The organism is Streptomyces sp. NPDC057307, from assembly GCF_042667665.1.
Lineage (GTDB): Bacteria > Actinomycetota > Actinomycetes > Streptomycetales > Streptomycetaceae > Streptomyces.
On record NZ_JBHUZM010000148.1, the window covers coordinates 1 to 18,104 of the forward strand.

15 protein-coding genes are annotated in these 18,104 nt (G+C 69.9%); 1 reads left to right on the forward strand and 14 read right to left on the reverse strand.

Going from position 1 to position 18,104, the window contains the following annotated elements:
• Positions 1 to 33: 33 nt before the first annotated feature.
• The 4 genes from ACFUN8_RS31800 to ACFUN8_RS31815 all read right to left on the reverse strand — a co-directional run bounded on the left by ACFUN8_RS31800 (position 34) and on the right by ACFUN8_RS31815 (position 4,085).
• Positions 34 to 2,160 carry a hypothetical protein gene (locus ACFUN8_RS31800; RefSeq protein ID WP_383645247.1) on the reverse strand — a complete coding sequence of 709 codons (2,127 nt, stop codon included), beginning with the start codon at positions 2,158 to 2,160 and terminating at the stop codon, positions 34 to 36.
• Positions 2,161 to 2,366: 206 nt separating this feature from the next.
• Positions 2,367 to 2,876, reverse strand: coding sequence for a DUF6113 family protein (locus ACFUN8_RS31805; protein ID WP_383645250.1), 510 nt, complete (start codon positions 2,874 to 2,876; stop codon positions 2,367 to 2,369).
• A complete protein-coding gene (gene mshB, locus ACFUN8_RS31810; RefSeq protein WP_383645253.1) occupies positions 2,873 to 3,775 on the reverse strand; it encodes an N-acetyl-1-D-myo-inositol-2-amino-2-deoxy-alpha-D-glucopyranoside deacetylase in 903 nt (300 codons plus the stop codon). The genes ACFUN8_RS31805 and mshB overlap by 4 nt, the downstream gene beginning before the upstream one ends.
• Positions 3,776 to 3,890: 115 nt before the next feature.
• A complete protein-coding gene (locus tag ACFUN8_RS31815; protein ID WP_382571635.1) occupies positions 3,891 to 4,085 on the reverse strand; it encodes a hypothetical protein in 195 nt (64 codons plus the stop codon).
• Positions 4,086 to 4,265: 180 nt separating this feature from the next.
• Between ACFUN8_RS31815 and ACFUN8_RS31820 the strand changes: the two genes are divergently transcribed.
• Positions 4,266 to 6,527, forward strand: coding sequence for a prolyl oligopeptidase family serine peptidase (locus ACFUN8_RS31820; protein WP_383645255.1), 2,262 nt, complete (start codon positions 4,266 to 4,268; stop codon positions 6,525 to 6,527).
• A gap of 91 nt (positions 6,528 to 6,618) precedes the next feature.
• Here the strand turns inward: ACFUN8_RS31820 and ACFUN8_RS31825 are convergent, their stop codons facing one another.
• From ACFUN8_RS31825 to ACFUN8_RS31870, 10 genes are all read right to left on the reverse strand, one after another.
• Positions 6,619 to 7,731, reverse strand: a complete 1,113-nt coding sequence (locus tag ACFUN8_RS31825) for a hypothetical protein (protein WP_383645258.1) — start codon at positions 7,729 to 7,731, stop codon at positions 6,619 to 6,621.
• A gap of 199 nt (positions 7,732 to 7,930) precedes the next feature.
• On the reverse strand, positions 7,931 to 9,040 hold the full coding sequence (locus ACFUN8_RS31830; protein ID WP_383645261.1) for an ABC transporter ATP-binding protein: 1,110 nt from the start codon (positions 9,038 to 9,040) through the stop codon (positions 7,931 to 7,933).
• Positions 9,024 to 10,007, reverse strand: coding sequence for an ABC transporter ATP-binding protein (locus ACFUN8_RS31835; protein ID WP_383645264.1), 984 nt, complete (start codon positions 10,005 to 10,007; stop codon positions 9,024 to 9,026). Before ACFUN8_RS31835 ends, ACFUN8_RS31830 begins: the two co-directional genes overlap by 17 nt.
• An 11-nt stretch (positions 10,008 to 10,018) precedes the next feature.
• Positions 10,019 to 10,999 carry an ABC transporter permease gene (locus ACFUN8_RS31840; RefSeq protein ID WP_383645267.1) on the reverse strand — a complete coding sequence of 327 codons (981 nt, stop codon included), beginning with the start codon at positions 10,997 to 10,999 and terminating at the stop codon, positions 10,019 to 10,021.
• A complete protein-coding gene (locus tag ACFUN8_RS31845) occupies positions 10,992 to 11,915 on the reverse strand; it encodes an ABC transporter permease (RefSeq protein ID WP_382571644.1) in 924 nt (307 codons plus the stop codon). The genes ACFUN8_RS31840 and ACFUN8_RS31845 overlap by 8 nt, the downstream gene beginning before the upstream one ends.
• A 118-nt stretch (positions 11,916 to 12,033) precedes the next feature.
• On the reverse strand, positions 12,034 to 13,671 hold the full coding sequence (locus ACFUN8_RS31850) for an ABC transporter substrate-binding protein (protein WP_383645270.1): 1,638 nt from the start codon (positions 13,669 to 13,671) through the stop codon (positions 12,034 to 12,036).
• 185 nt (positions 13,672 to 13,856) lie between these two features.
• The gene (locus tag ACFUN8_RS31855; protein ID WP_383645273.1) at positions 13,857 to 15,032 is read right to left on the reverse strand and encodes an ABC transporter ATP-binding protein; all 1,176 of its coding nucleotides are present in this window, start codon (positions 15,030 to 15,032) and stop codon (positions 13,857 to 13,859) included.
• Positions 15,025 to 16,083 (reverse strand): ABC transporter ATP-binding protein, encoded by a 1,059-nt coding sequence (locus ACFUN8_RS31860; RefSeq protein WP_382571649.1) that lies wholly within the window; start codon positions 16,081 to 16,083, stop codon positions 15,025 to 15,027. The genes ACFUN8_RS31855 and ACFUN8_RS31860 overlap by 8 nt, the downstream gene beginning before the upstream one ends.
• 11 nt (positions 16,084 to 16,094) lie before the next feature.
• Complete coding sequence (locus tag ACFUN8_RS31865) at positions 16,095 to 17,063, reverse strand: ABC transporter permease (RefSeq protein ID WP_382571651.1); 969 nt, start codon at positions 17,061 to 17,063, stop codon at positions 16,095 to 16,097.
• Complete coding sequence (locus tag ACFUN8_RS31870) at positions 17,056 to 17,982, reverse strand: ABC transporter permease (protein ID WP_383645277.1); 927 nt, start codon at positions 17,980 to 17,982, stop codon at positions 17,056 to 17,058. Before ACFUN8_RS31870 ends, ACFUN8_RS31865 begins: the two co-directional genes overlap by 8 nt.
• Between the last annotated feature and the right edge of the window lie 122 nt (positions 17,983 to 18,104).

Genomic DNA, 18,104 nt, shown 5'->3' on the forward strand with positions numbered 1-18,104 from the left:
GGGGCGGGCCGTGGGGCACGTCGTGGAGGCGGTCTAACCCTGTGGGGCGAGGTCGATCTCCGCCGTGCGTTCCTCCGGGGTCTTGCCCAGCAGGGGCTTCTGCATCGCCTGGGCCACGTCCGCCGCCGACAAGGGGTGTTCCTTGCCGTCCGCCTTCGTGATCGTCAGGCCCTCGAAGACGCCGTCCAGGAGGTTCTCGATCGCCGCCCTGTCGTAGACCTCGACCAGTTTTCCGTCGATCGCCTTCATGGAGAGGATCTGCGGCAGTGACCGGTCGGGGCCGAACTGGATCTGTTTGCCGCCCGCCTTGATCGTGATCAGGCCCGACATCGCCGGTTCCGCGAATTCCTTCATCGCGCGGTCGAGTTCGGCCTGATCGATCGTCGGTTCGCGGCTGCTGATGGGCAGTTCGACGCTGTTGGGCTTGCCCGTCTCGACCTGGGCGCGGTACGCGTCCTTCACCGAGATCATCGAGCGCTCGACGTCAAGTGCCTGGCCCGCCTTGCCCGGTACGGGGACGGCCTTGCCCGGTTCGAACTTGATCGTGCCGTCCGCCGCCGAGCCCGAATCGCCCGCGAGGTCGGTGAGGGCGACGCGCAGCTTCTCCTCGTCGACCGGGATCACGGGTTCGGTGACGCGTTCGCCGCCGAAGAGTGAGCCGATCACGGAGACCGGGTTGTAGTCACTGCCCGCCGCGTTGCGGACCGTCGCCTGGCTGTCGAGGCTGAGCCCCGCCTTGTCGGGGCCGAGCTCCTCCTTCTTGCCGCCGACGGACAGTTGGAGCGGCACGGTCGAACGCTTGCCGAGCGTCCCCTCCAGCTTGTCCACCGCGTCGTCGCGGGTGCCGCCGCCGATGTCGACCCCGAGAACGGTGGTGCCCTTCGGCACGTCGGAGTGGTTCAGGAGCAGCCCCGCGCCGTAGGCGATCACGACCAGCGTGACGATGCCCACGCCAGCGCCCATCAGCTTCGAGCGGCCCTTCTTCTTCTTGGGAGGCGGGCTCGTCGTCCGCGCGGGTGCCGGGCCCGAGCCGGGGCCCGCCGGTGTGGCGGACCCGGGCCCCGGGGGACCGGGGAAGTCCGGCGACGAGAAGTCGGGGTTGCCGCCGCCGTGGGACGAGGGCCCCATGGACATGGGGCCGCCGGCCGACGGGCCGGGAGGCGCCGGCAGTTGGCCGTCCTGGAACCGTCCACCGGACAGGTCGGCGCGCGGCACCGGGCCCGTCTGGGAACCGGCGGACGGGAACGGTGAGCGGTTCTCCGAGGGCACCACCGGGATGCCGCTGGTGAGCGTGTCGCCGGACACATGGGTGCCTGGCCCGCCCGGAGGCTCGGGGGCGGGCGGCTGCGGGGTCAGTATGGCCGTGTCGTCGGACATGCGCGGCGGTCCGCCACGGTCGTCCCGGTCGTCGCGACCGGCCGGTGCCGGGGGCCCCGCGGGACCGCCCGTGGCGCCCAGGTCGGCGCCCGGCGGCAGGTCCAGGAAGGCGAGCGACGACGTGCCGCTCGCGGGGCCCGACGTCGGTCCGTCGGGCGCGCCGACACCGAACGCCGGGGTGCCGCCGCCGCTGCCGGGCGGCATGAAGGCGTTGCCTCCGGGAGCCGGCGGGCGTGGCACGCCCGCGCCGCCCCGGGTGTCCGGTCCGGGGACCGCCGGGCCGGGCGCGGTCGCCGCCGCGCCGGCGCCCATCGCCCCGCCGAGCGTGCCCCCGGTCGAGGGCTTGCGCGGCGCGAACCAGTCGCTCGTCGGGGGTTTGTCCGCCGCCGACGCGTCCTCGTCGGCCGCACCCGTGTCGGGTCCGGCGCCGGAGCGCGGCGCGCCGCCGGTGTCGTCGGAGGCGTCCCGGCCCGCCGGTACGGCCGGACCGGCGGGTCCGCCCGCTCCTGAGGGCCCGCTGTCCGTGTCGCTCATGGGCGTACGCATGACGACGGGCGGGATCGGCCGCGAACCCGGGATGTTGATCCGGATGCGCGTGGTCAGCGTTGTCTCGGTCTTCGGCTCGTCCGGCTGGGCCGGGGCCTCGGCTGTCTCCTCCGGAGCGTCCTGCTCAGGGTGCAGCGACGGATACTGGCGGGATCCGTACGGCGGTGTCCCCGAGGGGTACGCGGCTCCGCCGCGCCCTTGGGGCCCGGAGGACGAACTGTCAGTTTCACGACTCAAAGCAGGTTCTCCCGGGTTGGCTCCGCCGCCCGTTCTTACTGGTACTCAACTGTGTGGGCCCCCAAGCCGGAGGCCAGGGGACGGCCCGGAGCGCGCACCACCATACTGTCCTGCGCCGGACCGCACCCGACGACCGGGGGAAGCGTTTATTCCACCGACCGTACGGACGGGGTCAATTCGGGCCGACAGCTGCGGGGACGGGCTCATCACTTTCCAAGTCGGCCGGACTCCGTGGCCGGTTGCGGTGACCGCGACATGGTGGCACACATCACAGCCACCACCGCACCGCCGAGCAGATAGACGACCGGTCCCAGGCCCGCGGCGAAGACGCCGTCGCCCTCGGGGCGGCCGAGACTCAGCACGATGACCGCGATCAGCCAGCCCGCCGCGGGAGCGCCGACGCCGAACGAGGTCCCGGTGGCGACCCGCCCTCCGTAGAAGAGGCCCGCGGAGCCGGCCAGCGCGAGGACGAGGCCGCCCGGGAACCAGCCGCCCTGGACGAGCGCGCCCGCCGTACCGACCACCGCCCCGAGCACCAGGAGACCGAGGTACGCGGCGATGCGCCCGGGTCTGGGCGGGGACGTGAGCCACGCACCGGGCTCGCCGCCACCTGCGGCGCCCGCACCCGCCCGGGGGCCGGCGCCCGCACCGGCACCCGCTCTCGTGGCACCGCTCGTCGCCTTCGGGCGGCCCCCCGCGCCCTGGCGCCCGCTCACTCGCCCACCCCCGCGAAGAGATCCGTCTCACGTACGCCGTCGTCCGCGCCGGAGGCGCCCCGCACCAACTGGTAGTACTCCGTGGTGAAAAGCGGCTGTCCGAGGCCGTTGGAGAGCGCGAAGAAGGCTCCGTCCACGACGATCTGGGTCTCATGGGCGCGCATCGCAGCGGCCTTGTGCGCCGCGTACGCCGTCCCGTCGATCTCCGCCGTGATCTCGCCGTCGTCCACCACACCGGGGACGTCGTCGAGGGCCGCCACGCCCTCGAAGTCCGGCCCGGTGGCGCGCAGTCGGGCGAAGCCCTCCTCGGCGGCCGAGCGCGGTACCCGGTTCCAGTAGATCTTCTCGATCGTGTGCGGGGCGCCGAGGCCGGGCCGGAAGTGGCTGTCGGCGGCCAGTTCGGCGGCGCGCGTGGCGACGCGATGGGCCTGGATGTGATCGGGGTGGCCGTAGCCGCCGTGGGGGTCGTACGTCACCAGCACCTGCGGCCGTACGGTACGAATCACCTCCACGAGGTACGCGGCGGCGCCGTCCACGTCAGCGCCCCAGAAGGCGTCCTCGTGGCCGTTCTGCGGGAAACCCATCATCCCGGAGTCCCTGAACCGCCCCCGGCCGCCCAGCAGCCGGTGGTCGCCGACGCCGAGTTCCCTCATCGCCGCGGCGAGTTCACCGTCGCGGTGGGCCCCGAGCGCGCTGAAGGCGCCCGTCGACTCACCGCCGGGCGCCAGATGGGCGAGCGAGGGCGGGATGACCTCGCCCTCCTCACCGAGTGTGCAGGTCACCAGAGTGACCTGGGCGCCCTCGGCCGCGTACTTGGCCATCGTGGCGCCGTTGTTGATCGACTCGTCGTCGGGGTGCGCGTGGACCAGGAGCAGACGACGGTCGGGAAGATCGGTCATGCGCACAGCGTACGAGGCGGGCCCTCACGGGCACGCCCAGGCCGCACGGACGCGGGGACGGGCACGGGAACGGAAGCGGGACAGGCTCCAGGTCGCTCCGACCCTCGGGACACCCCTAGAACTGCAGGTCGCCGATCATTCCCGCCACGTTCGTGGTGAGGTCGCTGATCGTGGGGGCCACCGACGAGCTGGCCAGGTAGAAGCCGAGTAATACGCAGACCAACGCATGTCCGCCCTTCAGCCCGGATTTCCGGACCAACAGGACGACAATGATCGCCAGCAGCACCACCGCCGAAATCGAGAGTGCCACGGCGGTTCACCTCCACAGATGTTCGGCGGATATTCGATCGGGACGAGCAACACGCATGTGCCGGCGGGTACATACCCACTTGGCGCTATGGATCATAACTATCCGCCGGAACGCATCGATCGGTGCACGGCAGCACATGGGGGCGCACGAACGACTGGGACGGACGCTAGGTTCGGTCGTATGACCTCGAGGCAACAACTCTCCTTTCCTCGCCAGTACGCAAGGACCCAGCGGTTCACGCTCGGTGCTCCGCGCGCCTTCACGGTGTCCCCCGACGGTTCGCGGGTGGCCTTCCTCCGTTCCACCTCAGGAACGGACCGGACGAACCGTCTGTGGGTGCTCGATCTCGACGACAGATCGGGTACGGCGCGCGAGCGGATCGCCGCCGACCCGGAGGCCCTGCTGGCAGGCACACCGGAGGAGCTCTCGGCCGAGGAGCGCGCCCGCCGGGAGCGGAGCCGCGAGGGGTCGGCGGGCATCGTCGGCTACGCGGTGGACGGCGCGGCCGAGTTGGCGGCCTTCGCCCTGTCGGGGCGGCTGTTCACCGCCGGACTGCGCGCCGGGACGGCGCGCGAACTGCCCGTACCGGGGCCGGTGATCGACCCGAGGCCGTCGCCCGACGGACGGCACATCGCCTATGTGGCCGGGGGCACGCTGCGGGTGACGGGCGCCGAGGGGGACGGCGACCGTGAGCTGGCGGTGCCGGAGGACGGGCAGACCACGTACGGTCTGGCCGAATTCATCGCTGCCGAGGAGATGAGCCGGTCGCGCGGTTTCTGGTGGTCGCCGGAGTCGGACCGGCTGCTGGTCGCCCGGGTCGACGGCGCGGACGTACAGCGCTGGTGGATCGCCGACCCGGCGCACCCCGACCGCGAACCGTCGACGATCGCGTACCCCTCGGCGGGCACACCCAATGCTGACGTGCGGCTTTATCTGATCGGCCTCGACGGCTCGCGTACGGAGGTGGTCTGGGACCGGGCCGTGTCGCCGTATCTCGCGGCCGTCCACTGGTCGTCGGCGGGCGAGCCGCTGCTGCTCGTTCAGGAGCGGCACCAGCGTTCTCAGCGCTGTCTGTCGGTCGACACGGCGAGCGGTGAGACACGGCTCCTCTGTAAGGAGACGGACCCGGCTTGGCTTGAACTTTTCGCCGGTGTACCGGCTTTGACGCCCGGCGGCGAGCTGGTGCGGATAGTGGACATCCCGGTCGGCGAGAACGGCGTGGACGGGGCGGCCAGGGCGGACGGCACGGGAGCCGAGAGCGGCGCGCGCGTGCTGTTCGTCGGTGACCGGGCGCTGACCGGGCCCGAGTTGCAGCTGCGCGCGGTCCTCGACATCGGCGAGCACGACGTGTTGGTGTCGGCGGCGGCGGGTGAGACCGCCGAGGCGCCCGAGACCGGTGAGATCCATGTCTACCGGGTCCCCTACGGGGACCGTGCCGACCTGCCGGACACCGCCGGGCCGTCAGAGGCGGGCGAGGCCCGGGAGGGCCGTACGTGGGGCCCTGAGCGCGTTTCGGAGGGCACGGGCGTGCACACCGCCGTCCGCGCGGGCGGGGTCATGGTGCTGGCGTCGGCCCGCCCCGAGGTCAGCGGAACGGTGGTGCAGGTGGTGCGGGAGGGCAAACAGCTCGCCGTGATCACCTCGTACGCGCAGCAGCCGAATCTCACCCCGCGCGTACAGCTCACGGAGGGGGGCGCACACCGAATTCCGTGCGCCGTTCTCCTCCCCACGCACTACCGGGAATCGGACGGTCCGCTTCCGGTGCTGCTGGATCCCTACGCGGGTCCGCACGGCCAGCGCGTGGTGGCGGCGCACAATCCGTACCTCACGTCCCAGTGGTTCGCCGACCAGGGCTTCGCCGTCGTCGTCGCGGACGGCCGGGGCAGTCCGGGCCGCTCCCCCGCCTGGGAGAAGGCCGTGAAGGACAATCTGCCGCTGACACTGGACGACCAGATCGAAGCGCTCCAGGCACTCGCCGAGCGGTTCCCGCTCGATCAGTCACGCGTGGCCATCCGCGGCTGGAGTTACGGCGGTTACCTCGCCGGACTCGCCGCGCTGCGCCGCCCCGACGTCTTCCACGCGGCCATCGCGGGCGCCCCGGTGACCGACTGGCGGCTGTACGACACCCACTACACGGAGCGCTATCTGGGCGATCCGGCGGAGGCGGCCGAGGTGTACGCGGTCAACTCCCTGGTCACCGACGACGGGCTCGCCGAGCCCGCGAGTCCGGTGCGGCCGCTGATGATCATCCATGGTCTGGCGGACGACAACGTCGTGATGACGCACACGCTGCGGCTGTCGTCGGCGCTGCTGTCGGCGGGCCGGCCGCACGAGGTGCTGCCGCTCACCGGGGTGACGCACATGACGCCGCAGGAACAGATCGCGGAGAATCTGCTGCTGCTCCAGGTGGACTTCCTGAAGCGTTCGCTCGGAATGCCCTAGGCCGCGGACCCGGCCCGTGCGGACGTGCTCCGGACGTGCTCCGGACGTGCTCCGGACACGGTCCCGTGACGCCGTACGCCCGGCCGGAACCTCACCAGCCGGGCGGCGGCGACGAAGGCGGCGGCGGGCCGAACCCGCCGCCGGCCTGGCCGCCCTCGCCCGCCCGGCCTCCGTAACCACCGGCGCCGTAACCGCCACCGGCCCCGTAACCGCCACCGCCCGCCGGATACCCGTACCCCTGCCCGTGCCCCTCCCGCTCGCGCTGCCCCCACGCCGGCCCGAACGGCCCGGCACCGCCCGGCGTCTCCTCCTCGCCCTTGCGGGCGAGCGCGAACAGCGCCAGGCAGCCCGCGCCGAGCCCGAACAGCAGGCTGGCGAGGGAAAGTTGTTCAATCGTTGCCAACTCGCCGAAGTTGTCGAGCAGTTCGTACCGCAGGGCCCTCGCCAGAGCCGCGCCGCCGACGCCCACCAGCAGCGCGGCGGCCACCATGCCGAGCGGCCGTGAGAACGGTGTGTGGAAGAGCGCCCCGACAGCCGCCGCGAGGCAGAGCAGCACGATCGCCGCGTTCAGCCAGCCCGGCGGGGTACCGAGGAGCGACAGCAGGACCGACTCGCCCGTGACCCGGTCGAGATACGCGTCGAGCCCCAGCTGCCGGCCCCAGTAGACCTCCCAGGCGGCCCAGATGCCCGCCGCGGCGCCGAGCAGCAGGAAGGAGGCAACGGAGACGCCCTGCGTGGGCCGTGTCGGCGTCGGCGCGTACGCGGAGTCCGGCGGCCTGCGCCCGGCCACGGCCGTGATGAGCAGCGCGACACCCACCCCGAGAACGCCGAAGGCGCAGAACAGCGCGCGGGTACGCAGCTCCTCCGTGGCCCGGCCCTCCATCCAGGACGAGCTGAGCACCCAGAGCGCCGGCAGCCGGACGGCGAGCGTCAGGAGGCCGGTGGCGACGAGGGCGGACGCGGCGACCGGCGAGCCCACGACGACGACGGCCACGACCGCGTACACGACCAGCAGCACGGGATCCAGCAGAGAGGTCGCGGGTGGCGCGGCGGCCAGGCCGCTGCCCTGGTCCACCCAGGACCACCACAGATCGACGGGCCCGTCCACCACCCGGAGATCCCGCACGATCCACGCGGCGGCGACGACGGCGAGCACGGCGCACAGCACCGCGCCGGTGATCCTGGCCCCGCGGGTGAATATCACACCGCGATGGTCCCGGTTGAACGCTCCGGGAACAAGGGCACCGGACACCCCGGGAGTCCTACGGGTGACCGGCCGGGACCTCAGGATCCCGGCCGGTCCAACGGCACCCGCACGGCCGTACGTCGACCAATGTGACCCGTCCGTATATCGGCGAAGCGTCGGCGAAGTTTCCTGCGTGTCAACGGACCTGACGTCTCAATCACATCTCCTTGTCCGGATCCGGCCCCTGCTCCCCACCCTCGCCACCCGGCCCGCGCGCCTCTCCGGGCCCGGCCGCACTCGCCACCACCTGCCGTTCCTCGGCGAAGTGACACGCCGAGTCGTGCTCCGCCGGCCCCTCCGTCCCCCGGAAGACCGCGGGCACGGCGAGCAGCGGCACCTCCAGCGCGCACCGCTCCTGCGCCTTCCAGCAGCGGGTACGGAACCGGCAGCCGGACGGCGGATGCGCCGGCGAGGGCACCTCGCCGGTCAGGATGATCCGCTCACGGCCCTCGCGGACCGCCGGGTCGGGCACCGGCACCGCGGAGAGCAGCGCCTGTGTGTAGGGATGGGTGGGGTGTTCGTAGATCTGGGTGTCCGTGCCGATCTCGATGATCCGCCCCAGATACATCACCCCGACCCGGTCGGAGATGTGCCGGACGATCGACAGGTCGTGGGCGATGAAGACGTAACTCAGGTCGAACTCGTTCTGGAGGCGTTCCATCAGGTTGATGACCTGCGCCTGCACGGACACGTCGAGAGCCGAGACCGGTTCGTCGGCGACGATGACCTCCGGCCGCAGCGCGAGACCGCGCGCGATGCCGATGCGTTGGCGCTGGCCGCCGGAGAACTGGTGCGGGTAGCGGTTGATGTACTCGGGGTTGAGCCCGACCACGTCGAGCAGGTCCTGCACCATCCGCCGCCGGTCGCCCTTCGGCGCGACCTCGGGGTGGATGTCGAAGGGCTCGCCGATGATGTCGCCGACGGTCATCCGCGGGTTCAGTGAGGTGTACGGGTCCTGGAAGACCATCTGGATGTTGCGCCGTACGGCCTTCAGCGCGCGGCCGGACAGCCGGGTGATGTCCTCGCCCTTGTAGCGGATCTCCCCGGACGTCGGCCGCTCCAGGTTGACGAGCATCCGCGCCACGGTCGACTTGCCGCAGCCGGACTCGCCCACGACGCCCAGCGTCTCGCCGGGCGCCAGGTCGAAGGAGACGCCGTCGACCGCCTTGACCGCCCCGATCTGCCGTTTGAAGACAATGCCCTGGGTGAGCGGGAAGTGCTTCACCAGGTCGCGTACTTGGAGAATGGGCTCAGACGTCGACGTCATCGAGAGTCTCCCTCCAGAAGAAGCAGGCGCTGTGCCGGTTCTCGTCGACCTCGAAGAGCGGCGGCACGTCCGTACGGCAGATGTCCTGCGCCCGCGGGCAGCGCGGGTTGAAGGCGCAACCGGGCGGGATGCGCAGCAGGTTGGGCGGCAGGCCCTTGATCGCGTACAGGTCCCGGCCCTTCTGGTCCAGCCGGGGGATGGAGTCGAGCAGGCCGCGGGTGTAAGGGTGGGCGGGGGCCTTGTAGATGTCGTGGACGGGGGCGGACTCGACGATCCGGCCCGCGTACATGACCGCGATCTTGTCGGCGACGTCGGCGACGACGCCGAGGTCGTGGGTGATCAGGATCAGCCCCATGTTCAGCTCGCGCTGGAGATCCGCGAGCAGCTCCATGACCTGGGCCTGGACGGTCACGTCGAGGGCGGTCGTCGGCTCGTCGGCGATGATCAGCGAGGGTTCGAGCGCCATCGCCATGGCAATCATGATGCGCTGGCGCATGCCGCCGGAGAATTGGTGCGGGTAGTCGTTCACCCGCTCCTTGGCCGCCGGGATCCGTACCCGGTCCATGAGTTCGACGGCCTTGGCCCGTGCCTCCTTGCGGGACATCCCCCGGTGGACGATGAACATCTCGCCGAGCTGCGCGCCCACGCTCAGCACGGGGTTGAGCGAGGAGAGCGCGTCCTGGAAGATCATCGCCATGTCGGCGCCGCGGATCTTCCGCCGCTGGTCCTCCTTGACCTTGAGCAGGTCCTGGCCCTTGAACAGCACCTCACCGCCCGCGATCCGGCCGGGCGGGACGTCCAGGATGCCCATGATCGCCTGCGCGGTGACGGACTTGCCGGAGCCCGACTCGCCGAGTACCGCGAGGGTCTCGCCCGCGTCGACCGAGTAGCTGACCCCGTTGACCGCCTTCGCGACGCCGTCGCGGGTGTGGAACTCCACCTGCAGATCGCGCACTTCGAGCAACATGGACCGGCTCCTCAGCGCAGCTTGGGGTCGAGGGCGTCGCGCACGGCGTCGCCGAGCATGATGAAGGCGAGCACGGTGATGGCCAGCGCGCCGGCCGGCCAGAGCAGCATGTGCGGGGCGTTGCGGATGAACTTCGACGCGTCGGAGATGTCGATGCCCCACGACACGGACGGCGGTTTGAGGCCGACGCCGAGGTAGGACAGGGTCGCCTCCAGCGCGATGTACGTGCCGAGCGCGATGGTCGCGACCACGATGACCGGGGCGACGGCGTTGGGCAGGACGTGGCGCAGCATCATCCGGGAGTTGGAGGCGCCGAGCGCGCGTGCCGCCTGGACGAAGTCGTTCTGTTTGATGGTGATGACGGAGCCGCGGGCGATCCGGGAGATCTGCGGCCAGCCGAGCAGCACCATGAAGCCGACGACCGGCCAGACGCTGGAACTGGTGACGACGGAGAGCAGGACGAGGCCGCCGAGCACCACCGGGATGCCGAAGAAGATGTCGGTGACGCGGGAGAGGATCGCGTCCCAGAAGCCGCCGAAGAAGCCGGCCAGCCCGCCGAGCGCGGTTCCGACGAGCGCGACGCCGAGGGTGGCGCAGACGCCGACGGTGACCGAGGCACGGGCGCCGTAGACGGTACGGGTGTAGACGTCGCAGCCCTGGGCGGTGAAGCCGAAGGGGTGGCCGGGCTGGGAGCCCTCCTGGGCCTTGGAGAGGTTGCAGGAGAGTGGGTTGCCCGAGGCGATGAGCTGGGGCCAGATCGCGATGATCACCAGGAAGATGATGACGAGGCCCGAGATGATGAAGACGGGGTTGCGGCGCAGGTCGCGCCAGGCGTCCGACCAGAGGCTGCGGGCCTTCTCGTCGGGCCCCTTGCCGTTGCCCTGGTCGAGCCCTTCGAGGCCGGCGCCGTCGCTGGTGGCGAGGTCCATCGCGCCGCCGGTGCCGGTCGGGGCGATGGCTCCTTCGTCCTTCGGGGGCTGTGGCTCAGGCATAGCGGATCCTCGGGTCGAGTACGGCGTAGAGAAGGTCGACCAGCAGATTCGCGAGCAGGAAGATGATGACGAGGATCGTCACGAAGCCGACGACGGTCTGGGTGTTCTGGCGCAGGATGCCCTGGTAGAGCTGGTAGCCGACGCCGTGGATGTTGAAGATGCGCTCGGTGACGATCGCGCCGCCCATCAGGGCGCCGATGTCGGTACCGATGAAGGTGACCACCGGGATGAGCGAGTTGCGCAGCAGATGCCGGGTGATCACGCGATGTCGCGGCAGGCCCTTGGCGATGGCGGTACGGACGTAGTCGGCGCGGTTGTTCTCGGCGATGGAGGTCCGGGTCAGCCGGGTGACGTACGCCAGGGACACGGAGGCCAGCACGAGGCCCGGCACGATCAGTTCGTCGAGCGGGGCCGACGTGGAGACCGACGGGGAGATGATGTTCCACTTCACCCCGAGGAGCAGCTGCACGATCAGACCGGTCACGAACGTCGGTACGGAGATGACGACCAGGGTCAGCAGCAGGACGCCGCTGTCGACCGGCCGGCCGCGCCGCAGGCCGGTGATCACGCCGAGCGTGATGCCGATGATGATCTCGAAGACGATCGCGACGATCGTCAGCCGGATGGTGATCGGGAAGGCCGTGCCCATCAGCTCGGTGACCTTCTGGCCGTTGAAGGCCGTACCGAAGTCGCCGGTGAAGACGTTGCCCATGTAGGTGAGGTACTGCTGCCACACGGGCTTGTCGAGGCCGAACTGGCTGCGCAGCTGCGCGGCGGTCGCCGGGTCGCACTGCCGCTCGCCGCAGAGACCCGCGATGGGGTCGCCCATCACGTTGACCATGAGGAAGATCAGCATCGTCGCGCCGATGAAGACCGGGATCATCTGCAGCAGACGCCGGATCACATAACGTCCCATGAAGGGCTCCGGGGGTCGTGGTCGGGTCCTTGGCCGTACGCCTGTTCTGCCGTACGGGGCGGGGGAAGGCGGGCGGCCCGGCGCGGGGAGGGTGCGCCGGGCCGGACCGCCTCCGGCGTCAGTTGACCTTGATCTCGTTGTAGACAGGGACGCTGAAGGGGTTCAGCGCGACGTTGCTCAGCCGCTCCGAGTAGCCGGCGCTGCCGTTCTGGTACCAGAGCGGAATGGCGGCCATGTTGTCCCGTACGACGCCCTCGGCCTGCTGGAACTTCTTGATCGCGGCCTGGGTGTCGGTCTCGGCGTTCGCCTCGTTGACGAGCTTGTCGAACTGGGCGTTGGTCCACTTGCCGTCGTTGGACGAGGCGTTGGTGAAGTACAGCGGCTGGAGGAAGTTCTGGATCAGCGGGTAGTCCATCTGCCAGCCGGCCCGGAACGGACCCGGCATCTTCTGCTGGGTGATCTGGCTGCGGAAGTCCGCGAAGGTGCCGATCGGCCTGCCCACGCATGCCCGGTCGTTGCCGAGGGTGTTGTTGATGCTGTTGCAGACGGCGTCGATCCAGTCCTTGTGGGAGCCGGTGTCCGCGTTGTACGAGAGCTGGATCCGGCCGCCCGGGAGGCCGCCGCCGTCGGCGATCAGCTTCTTCGCGGCGGCGGGGTCGAACTCGCACGCCTTGCCGCAGAGACCGGCCTGGAAGCCGCCCGCCTTGCCGAGTACCGGGGAGGTCCAGTCGGTGGCCGGGGTACGGGTCTTCTGGAAGATCGTCTCGGTGATCTGCTTGCGGTCGATCGCCATCGACAGACCGGTGCGGACCTGCTTCGCGCCCGCGGTGTTCCACGCCTTGTCGTAGAAGGGGAAGGCGAGGGTCTGGATGATGCCCGCGGGGGTGTTGATGTAGCGGGATCCCAGGTCGGAGGGCGCGTTCTTGAGCTGGGAGGCGGGGACGTCGTCGACGAGGTCCAGATTGCCCGCCGTCAGGTCGGTGTAGGCGGTGTTGTTGTCGGTGTAGACCTTCAGGTCCACGCCGCCGTTCTGCGCCTTGTCCTGGCCGGGGTACTTGTCCCACTTGCGCAGGGACATCTGCGAGCCCTTGGTGTACGAGTCGATGCTGTACGGCCCGTTGCCGACCGGCTTGGAGAGCCAGCCCGCGTGGTCCTTGAAGAACGCGGAGGGCAGGGGCGCGAACGCGGCGTACCCGAGGGTGTCCGGCCAGGTGGAGAACTTCTGGGAGAGCTTGACGGTGAAGGTCTGGGGGCCGGTGACCTTGAGGCCGGACATGGTGGTGGCGGTGGGCTTGCCCGAGTCGGGGTGGACGGCCGTGTAGCCGTCGATCTGGCCGAAGAAGTAGGCGTTGCGCTGGTTGTTCGTCAGGTTCGCGCCGTAGTTCCAGGCGTCCACGAAGGACTTCGCGGTGACCTTCTCGCCATTGCTGAAGGTCCAGCCGCTCTTCACGGTGATGGTGAAGTTCGTCGAGTCCTTGGTCTCGATCTTCTCGGCGAGCATGTTCTCGGCCTTGGCGGTCTTCGGGTTGTACCGCTTGAGTCCCCGGAAGACCATGTCGAGGACCTTGCCGCCCTGGACCTCGTTCGTGTTGGCGGGCTCCAGCGGGTTCTGCGGGTCGCCCCAGGACGAGCTGAGCACTCCGTCGGCGCCACCCCCGCCGCCGCTGCCGCTCCCACCGCCGCCGCCGCAGGCAGTCGCCGTGAGGGCGACGGCGAGCGCACCTGCGGCCCACTTGGCGTGCGTGGCTCCGCGCATGGAGTTCCTCCTGAGTCCTGACTGTCACTTAGGCCCAAATATCACTCCCTTTCAGATTTTGCGCATGTATTGGGCACCCGTGCGGGGAAACGGGGGTCCGGACGGTGCCCGGCGGGGTCCCGCGGACATGACAGAGGCCCGGACCGCGTACGGTCCGGGCCTCTCGTCGTTCGCTCACCGACACCTCACACGGCGTGGATGACGTTCTTCTCCTCGGCGAAGTGGCAGGCCGACTCGTGCGCCGCCGGGGTGGTCGAGGCGACGAAGCGCTCGGGGATCGCCAGCAGCGGGACCTCCTTGGCGCACTTCTCCTCGGCCTTCCAGCAGCGGGTACGGAAGCGGCAGCCGGACGGCGGGTTCGCCGGGGACGGCACGTCGCCGGAGAGGATGATCCGGTCGCGGCCGCTGCGGGCCTCCGGGTCGGGGACCGGGACCGCCGACAGCAGCGCCTGGGTGTAGGGGTGCGTCGGGTGGTCGTAGATCTGGGTGTCCGTACCGATCTCGGCCATCTTGCCGAGGTACATGACACCGACCCGGTCGGAGATGTGCCGGACGATCGACAGGTCGTGCGCGATGAAGATGTAGGACAGGTTGAACTCGTCCTGGAGCTTCTCCATCAGGTTGATGACCTGTGCCTGCACGGACACGTCCAGCGCGGAGACCGGCTCGTCGCAGATGATGATCTCGGGGTTGAGCGCGAGACCGCGTGCGATGCCGATGCGCTGGCGCTGACCGCCGGAGAACTGGTGCGGGTACCTGTTGATGTACTCCGGGTTCAGTCCCACGACGTCGAGCAGGTCCTGGACCTTGCCCCGCCGGTCACCCTTCGGCGCCACCTCGGGGTGGATGTCGAAGGGCTCGCCGATGATGTCGCCGACGGTCATCCGCGGGTTCAGCGAGGTGTACGGGTCCTGGAAGACCATCTGGATGTTCCGGCGGACCGCCTTGAGCGCCCGCCCGGACAGCCGGGTGATGTCCTGGCCCTTGTAGAAGACCTCGCCCGCGGTCGCCGTCTCCAGCGTCATCAGCAGCCGGGCGACCGTGGACTTGCCACAGCCCGACTCGCCGACGATGCCCAGCGTCTCGCCCTGGTGGAGGTCGAAGGAGACCCCGTCCACGGCCTTGACCGCGCCGACCTGGCGCTTGAAGAGGATGCCCTGGGTCAGCGGGAAGTGCTTGACCAGGTTGCGGACCTGGAGGATGGGCTCCCCGCGCTCGGCCGGCGCCTCGATGGCGGCGACCGCCGCCGACTCGGTGGGGGCGTCGACCTCCTCCACCTTGCTGACGTTGGGGGTGACGACCGCGGACGCGGCGTCCGCCGGCCCGGTCGGGTTCCCGTCCGTCCTGCTGGGCTCAGCCATGGATCGTCTCCTTCCAGAAGTGGCACGCGCTGCCGCGGCCGGGCAGCTCGGTGCCGTCCTGCTCGGTCACCGGGTCGAGGACCGGGACATCCGTGCGGCAGATGTCCTGAGCCTTCGGGCAGCGCGGGTTGAACGCGCAGCCGGCCGGGATCTTGAGCAGGTTGGGCGGCAGGCCCTTGATCGCGTAGAGCTCCTGCCCCTTCTGGTCGAGCCGCGGGATGGAGTCGAGCAGACCACGCGTGTACGGGTGCGCCGGGCGCTTGTACAGCTCGCCCACCGGCGCGGTCTCCACGATCCGGCCCGCGTACATGACCGCGATCTTGTCCGCGACGTCGGCGACGACGCCGAGGTCGTGGGTGATCAGGATCAGCCCCATGTTGAACTCGCTCTGCAGATCCGCGAGCAGGTCCATCACCTGGGCCTGGACGGTCACGTCGAGCGCGGTCGTGGGCTCGTCGGCGATGATCAGGTCGGGCTCCAGGGCGAGCGCCATCGCGATCATGATGCGCTGGCGCATACCGCCGGAGAACTGGTGCGGGTAGTCGTTGACCCGCGCCTTCGCCGCCGGGATGTTGACCCGCTCCATCAGCTCGATGGCCTTGGCCTTGGCGGCCTTGCGGGACAGCCCCTCGTGGACCCGGTACATCTCGCCGAGCTGGTAGCCCACCGAGAGCACGGGGTTGAGCGAGGAGAGCGCGTCCTGGAAGATCATCGCGATCTTCCGGCCGCGGATCTTCCGCCGCTCCTCGTAGCTCATGGTGAGCATGTCCTGCCCGCGGTACAGGATCTGGCCCTGCGGGATGGAGCCGGGCGGCATGTCGAGAATGCCCATGATCGCCTGCGCGGTCACGGACTTGCCGGAGCCGGACTCACCGAGCACGGCCAGGGTCTCGCCCGAGGACACGCTGTAGTTCACGCCGTTGACGGCCTTGGCGACACCGTCCCGGGTGTGGAACTCCACGTGGAGGTCGCGTACTTCGAGCAGTGGGGTGGTGTCCGAGTCGCCCGATCGGGGCGCCGGGACACTTGAGGTTTCTTCGATGATGGTCACGTACGCCCTCCTCAGCGCAACTTCGGGTCGAGGGCGTCGCGGACGGCGTCACCCAGCATGATGAACGCGAAGACCGTGAGGCTCAGCATTCCGGCCGGGAAGAACAGGGCGTGCGGGTTGTCCCTGATGTCCTTGCTGCCCTGGGCGATGTCGATGCCCCAGGAAATGGTCGGGTCGGCGAGGCCGAGACCCAGGAACGACAGGGTCGCCTCGGCCGAGATGTAGCCGCCCAGCGCGATCGTGGCGACGACGATGGTCGGCGCCATGGCGTTCGGCAGGACATGGCGGAAGAGGATCCGCCGGGTGCCCGCGCCGAGGGCGCGCGCGGCCGTCACGTAGTCCGCCTGCTTCGCGGTGATCACCGACGCGCGCATCACGCGGCAGATCGACGTCCAGCCCAGGAAGGCGAGGGCGAAGATCACGACGTACACCTTGCGCTCGGTGAAGGCGTTCAGGACGACCATCGCGCCGAGCAGGAAGGGGATGCCGAAGAAGATGTCGGTGATACGGGAGATGATCGAGTCGAGCCAGCCGCCGAAGTAGCCGGCCAGCATGCCGAGCAGTCCGCCGATGAGCGTCACCGCCGCGGTGACGCCGACACCGACCAGGATCGAGGCGCGCGTGCCGTAGACGACACGCGCGTAGATCGAACGGCCCTGGCCGTCGTAGCCGAACCAGTCGGGCTGGAAGAAGCTGCCCAGCTCCGGCTTGGTCAGGAAGTGGTTGGTGAGGTCGCCGTCACGCGGGTCGACGCTGGTGAACAGCCCCGGGAAGGTGGCGACGACTATCAGGAAGAGCAGCAGGATCGAGGAGATCCAGAACATCGGGCGGTGCCGCAGGTCGTACCAGGCGTCGCCCCACAGGCTGCGGGGCTTGCCCTGGGACTTGTGGCCTTCGGCCGCGGTCTCGGGAGCGCCGGCGGCCGGGGGCGCGATGGCGTCGGTGGCCGCGTCGGTCTTGGTCTTAGTCACGTCAGGCATACCGGATCCTCGGGTCCAGGACCGCGTACAGCAGGTCGACGACCAGGTTGATCAGAAGGATGATGAGCACGAAGACCGTGACCACGCCGACGATCGTCGAGCCCTCACGGCCTTGGAGCGCCTTGAAGAGCAGGTTGCCGACACCCTGGACGTTGAAGATGCCCTCGGTGATGACCGCGCCGCCGATGAAGCCGCCGACGTCGGTGCCGAGGAACGTGACGACCGGGATGAGCGAGTTGCGCAGCAGGTGGACGCCGACGATGCGGCGTCGCGGCAGGCCCTTGGCCATCGCGGTACGCATGTAGTCGGCGCGCAGGTTCTCGGCGAACGTCGTGCGGGTCAGCCGTGCCACGTACGCCATCGACAGCATCGCCAGGACGAAACCTGGTAGGAACAGCTGGGCGTAGTCCGTGGAGTCCTGCACATTGGGCGCGACCCACCCCAGTTCGTCGGCGAGGACGAAGCGTGCCAGGTAGCCGAGCACGAACACCGGGATCGAGATGACGACGAGCGTGAAGATCAGTACGCCGGTGTCGACTGCCTTGCCGGCCTTCAGGCCCGCCCAGGCGCCGAGGCCGATACCGATGACGATCTCGATGATCAGGGCCACCACGGTGAGCCGGAGCGTCACCGGGAAGGCTTCGGACATCTCGTCGGCGACCTCGCGGCCACCGAATGTCTTGCCGAAGTCTCCCTGGAGGAGACCCCACATGTAGTCGACGTACTGCTTCCACAGGGGCTGGTCGAGCCCGAAGTCAGCACGTAGCGCGGCGACCTGCGCGGGGTCCGCCGCCTTGTCACCCCACATCGCCCGGATGGGATCGCCGGGAAGGATGTGGACCATAAGGAAAATAATCAGAGTGGTCCCGATGAATACCGGGATCATCTGGAGCAGTCGCCTGGCGACGTAACGCCCCATCATGCCTCCATGCCGTGAGGGGTCGGCGATGGCCTACGTAGTTTTCTCCGCCACGGGGTATGGGGTGGAGTCTCCCGGGGCCTCGGCCTTGGCCGGGCCGGTGCCGCCGCTCCCCCTGGAGC

What these genes read in the sequence shown, in the direction of transcription:
- mshB (WP_383645253.1), bottom strand. Translation starts at nt 3,775, where the DNA reads ATGACCGATCTTCCCGACCGTCGTCTGCTCCTGGTCCACGCGCACCCC.
- ACFUN8_RS31820 (WP_383645255.1), top strand. Translation starts at nt 4,266, where the DNA reads ATGACCTCGAGGCAACAACTCTCCTTTCCTCGCCAGTACGCAAGGACC.
- ACFUN8_RS31830 (WP_383645261.1), bottom strand. Translation starts at nt 9,040, where the DNA reads ATGACGTCGACGTCTGAGCCCATTCTCCAAGTACGCGACCTGGTGAAG.
- ACFUN8_RS31835 (WP_383645264.1), bottom strand. Translation starts at nt 10,007, where the DNA reads ATGTTGCTCGAAGTGCGCGATCTGCAGGTGGAGTTCCACACCCGCGAC.
- ACFUN8_RS31840 (WP_383645267.1), bottom strand. Translation starts at nt 10,999, where the DNA reads ATGCCTGAGCCACAGCCCCCGAAGGACGAAGGAGCCATCGCCCCGACC.
- ACFUN8_RS31845 (WP_382571644.1), bottom strand. Translation starts at nt 11,915, where the DNA reads ATGGGACGTTATGTGATCCGGCGTCTGCTGCAGATGATCCCGGTCTTC.
- ACFUN8_RS31850 (WP_383645270.1), bottom strand. Translation starts at nt 13,671, where the DNA reads ATGCGCGGAGCCACGCACGCCAAGTGGGCCGCAGGTGCGCTCGCCGTC.
- ACFUN8_RS31855 (WP_383645273.1), bottom strand. Translation starts at nt 15,032, where the DNA reads ATGGCTGAGCCCAGCAGGACGGACGGGAACCCGACCGGGCCGGCGGAC.
- ACFUN8_RS31865 (WP_382571651.1), bottom strand. Translation starts at nt 17,063, where the DNA reads ATGCCTGACGTGACTAAGACCAAGACCGACGCGGCCACCGACGCCATC.
- ACFUN8_RS31870 (WP_383645277.1), bottom strand. Translation starts at nt 17,982, where the DNA reads ATGGGGCGTTACGTCGCCAGGCGACTGCTCCAGATGATCCCGGTATTC.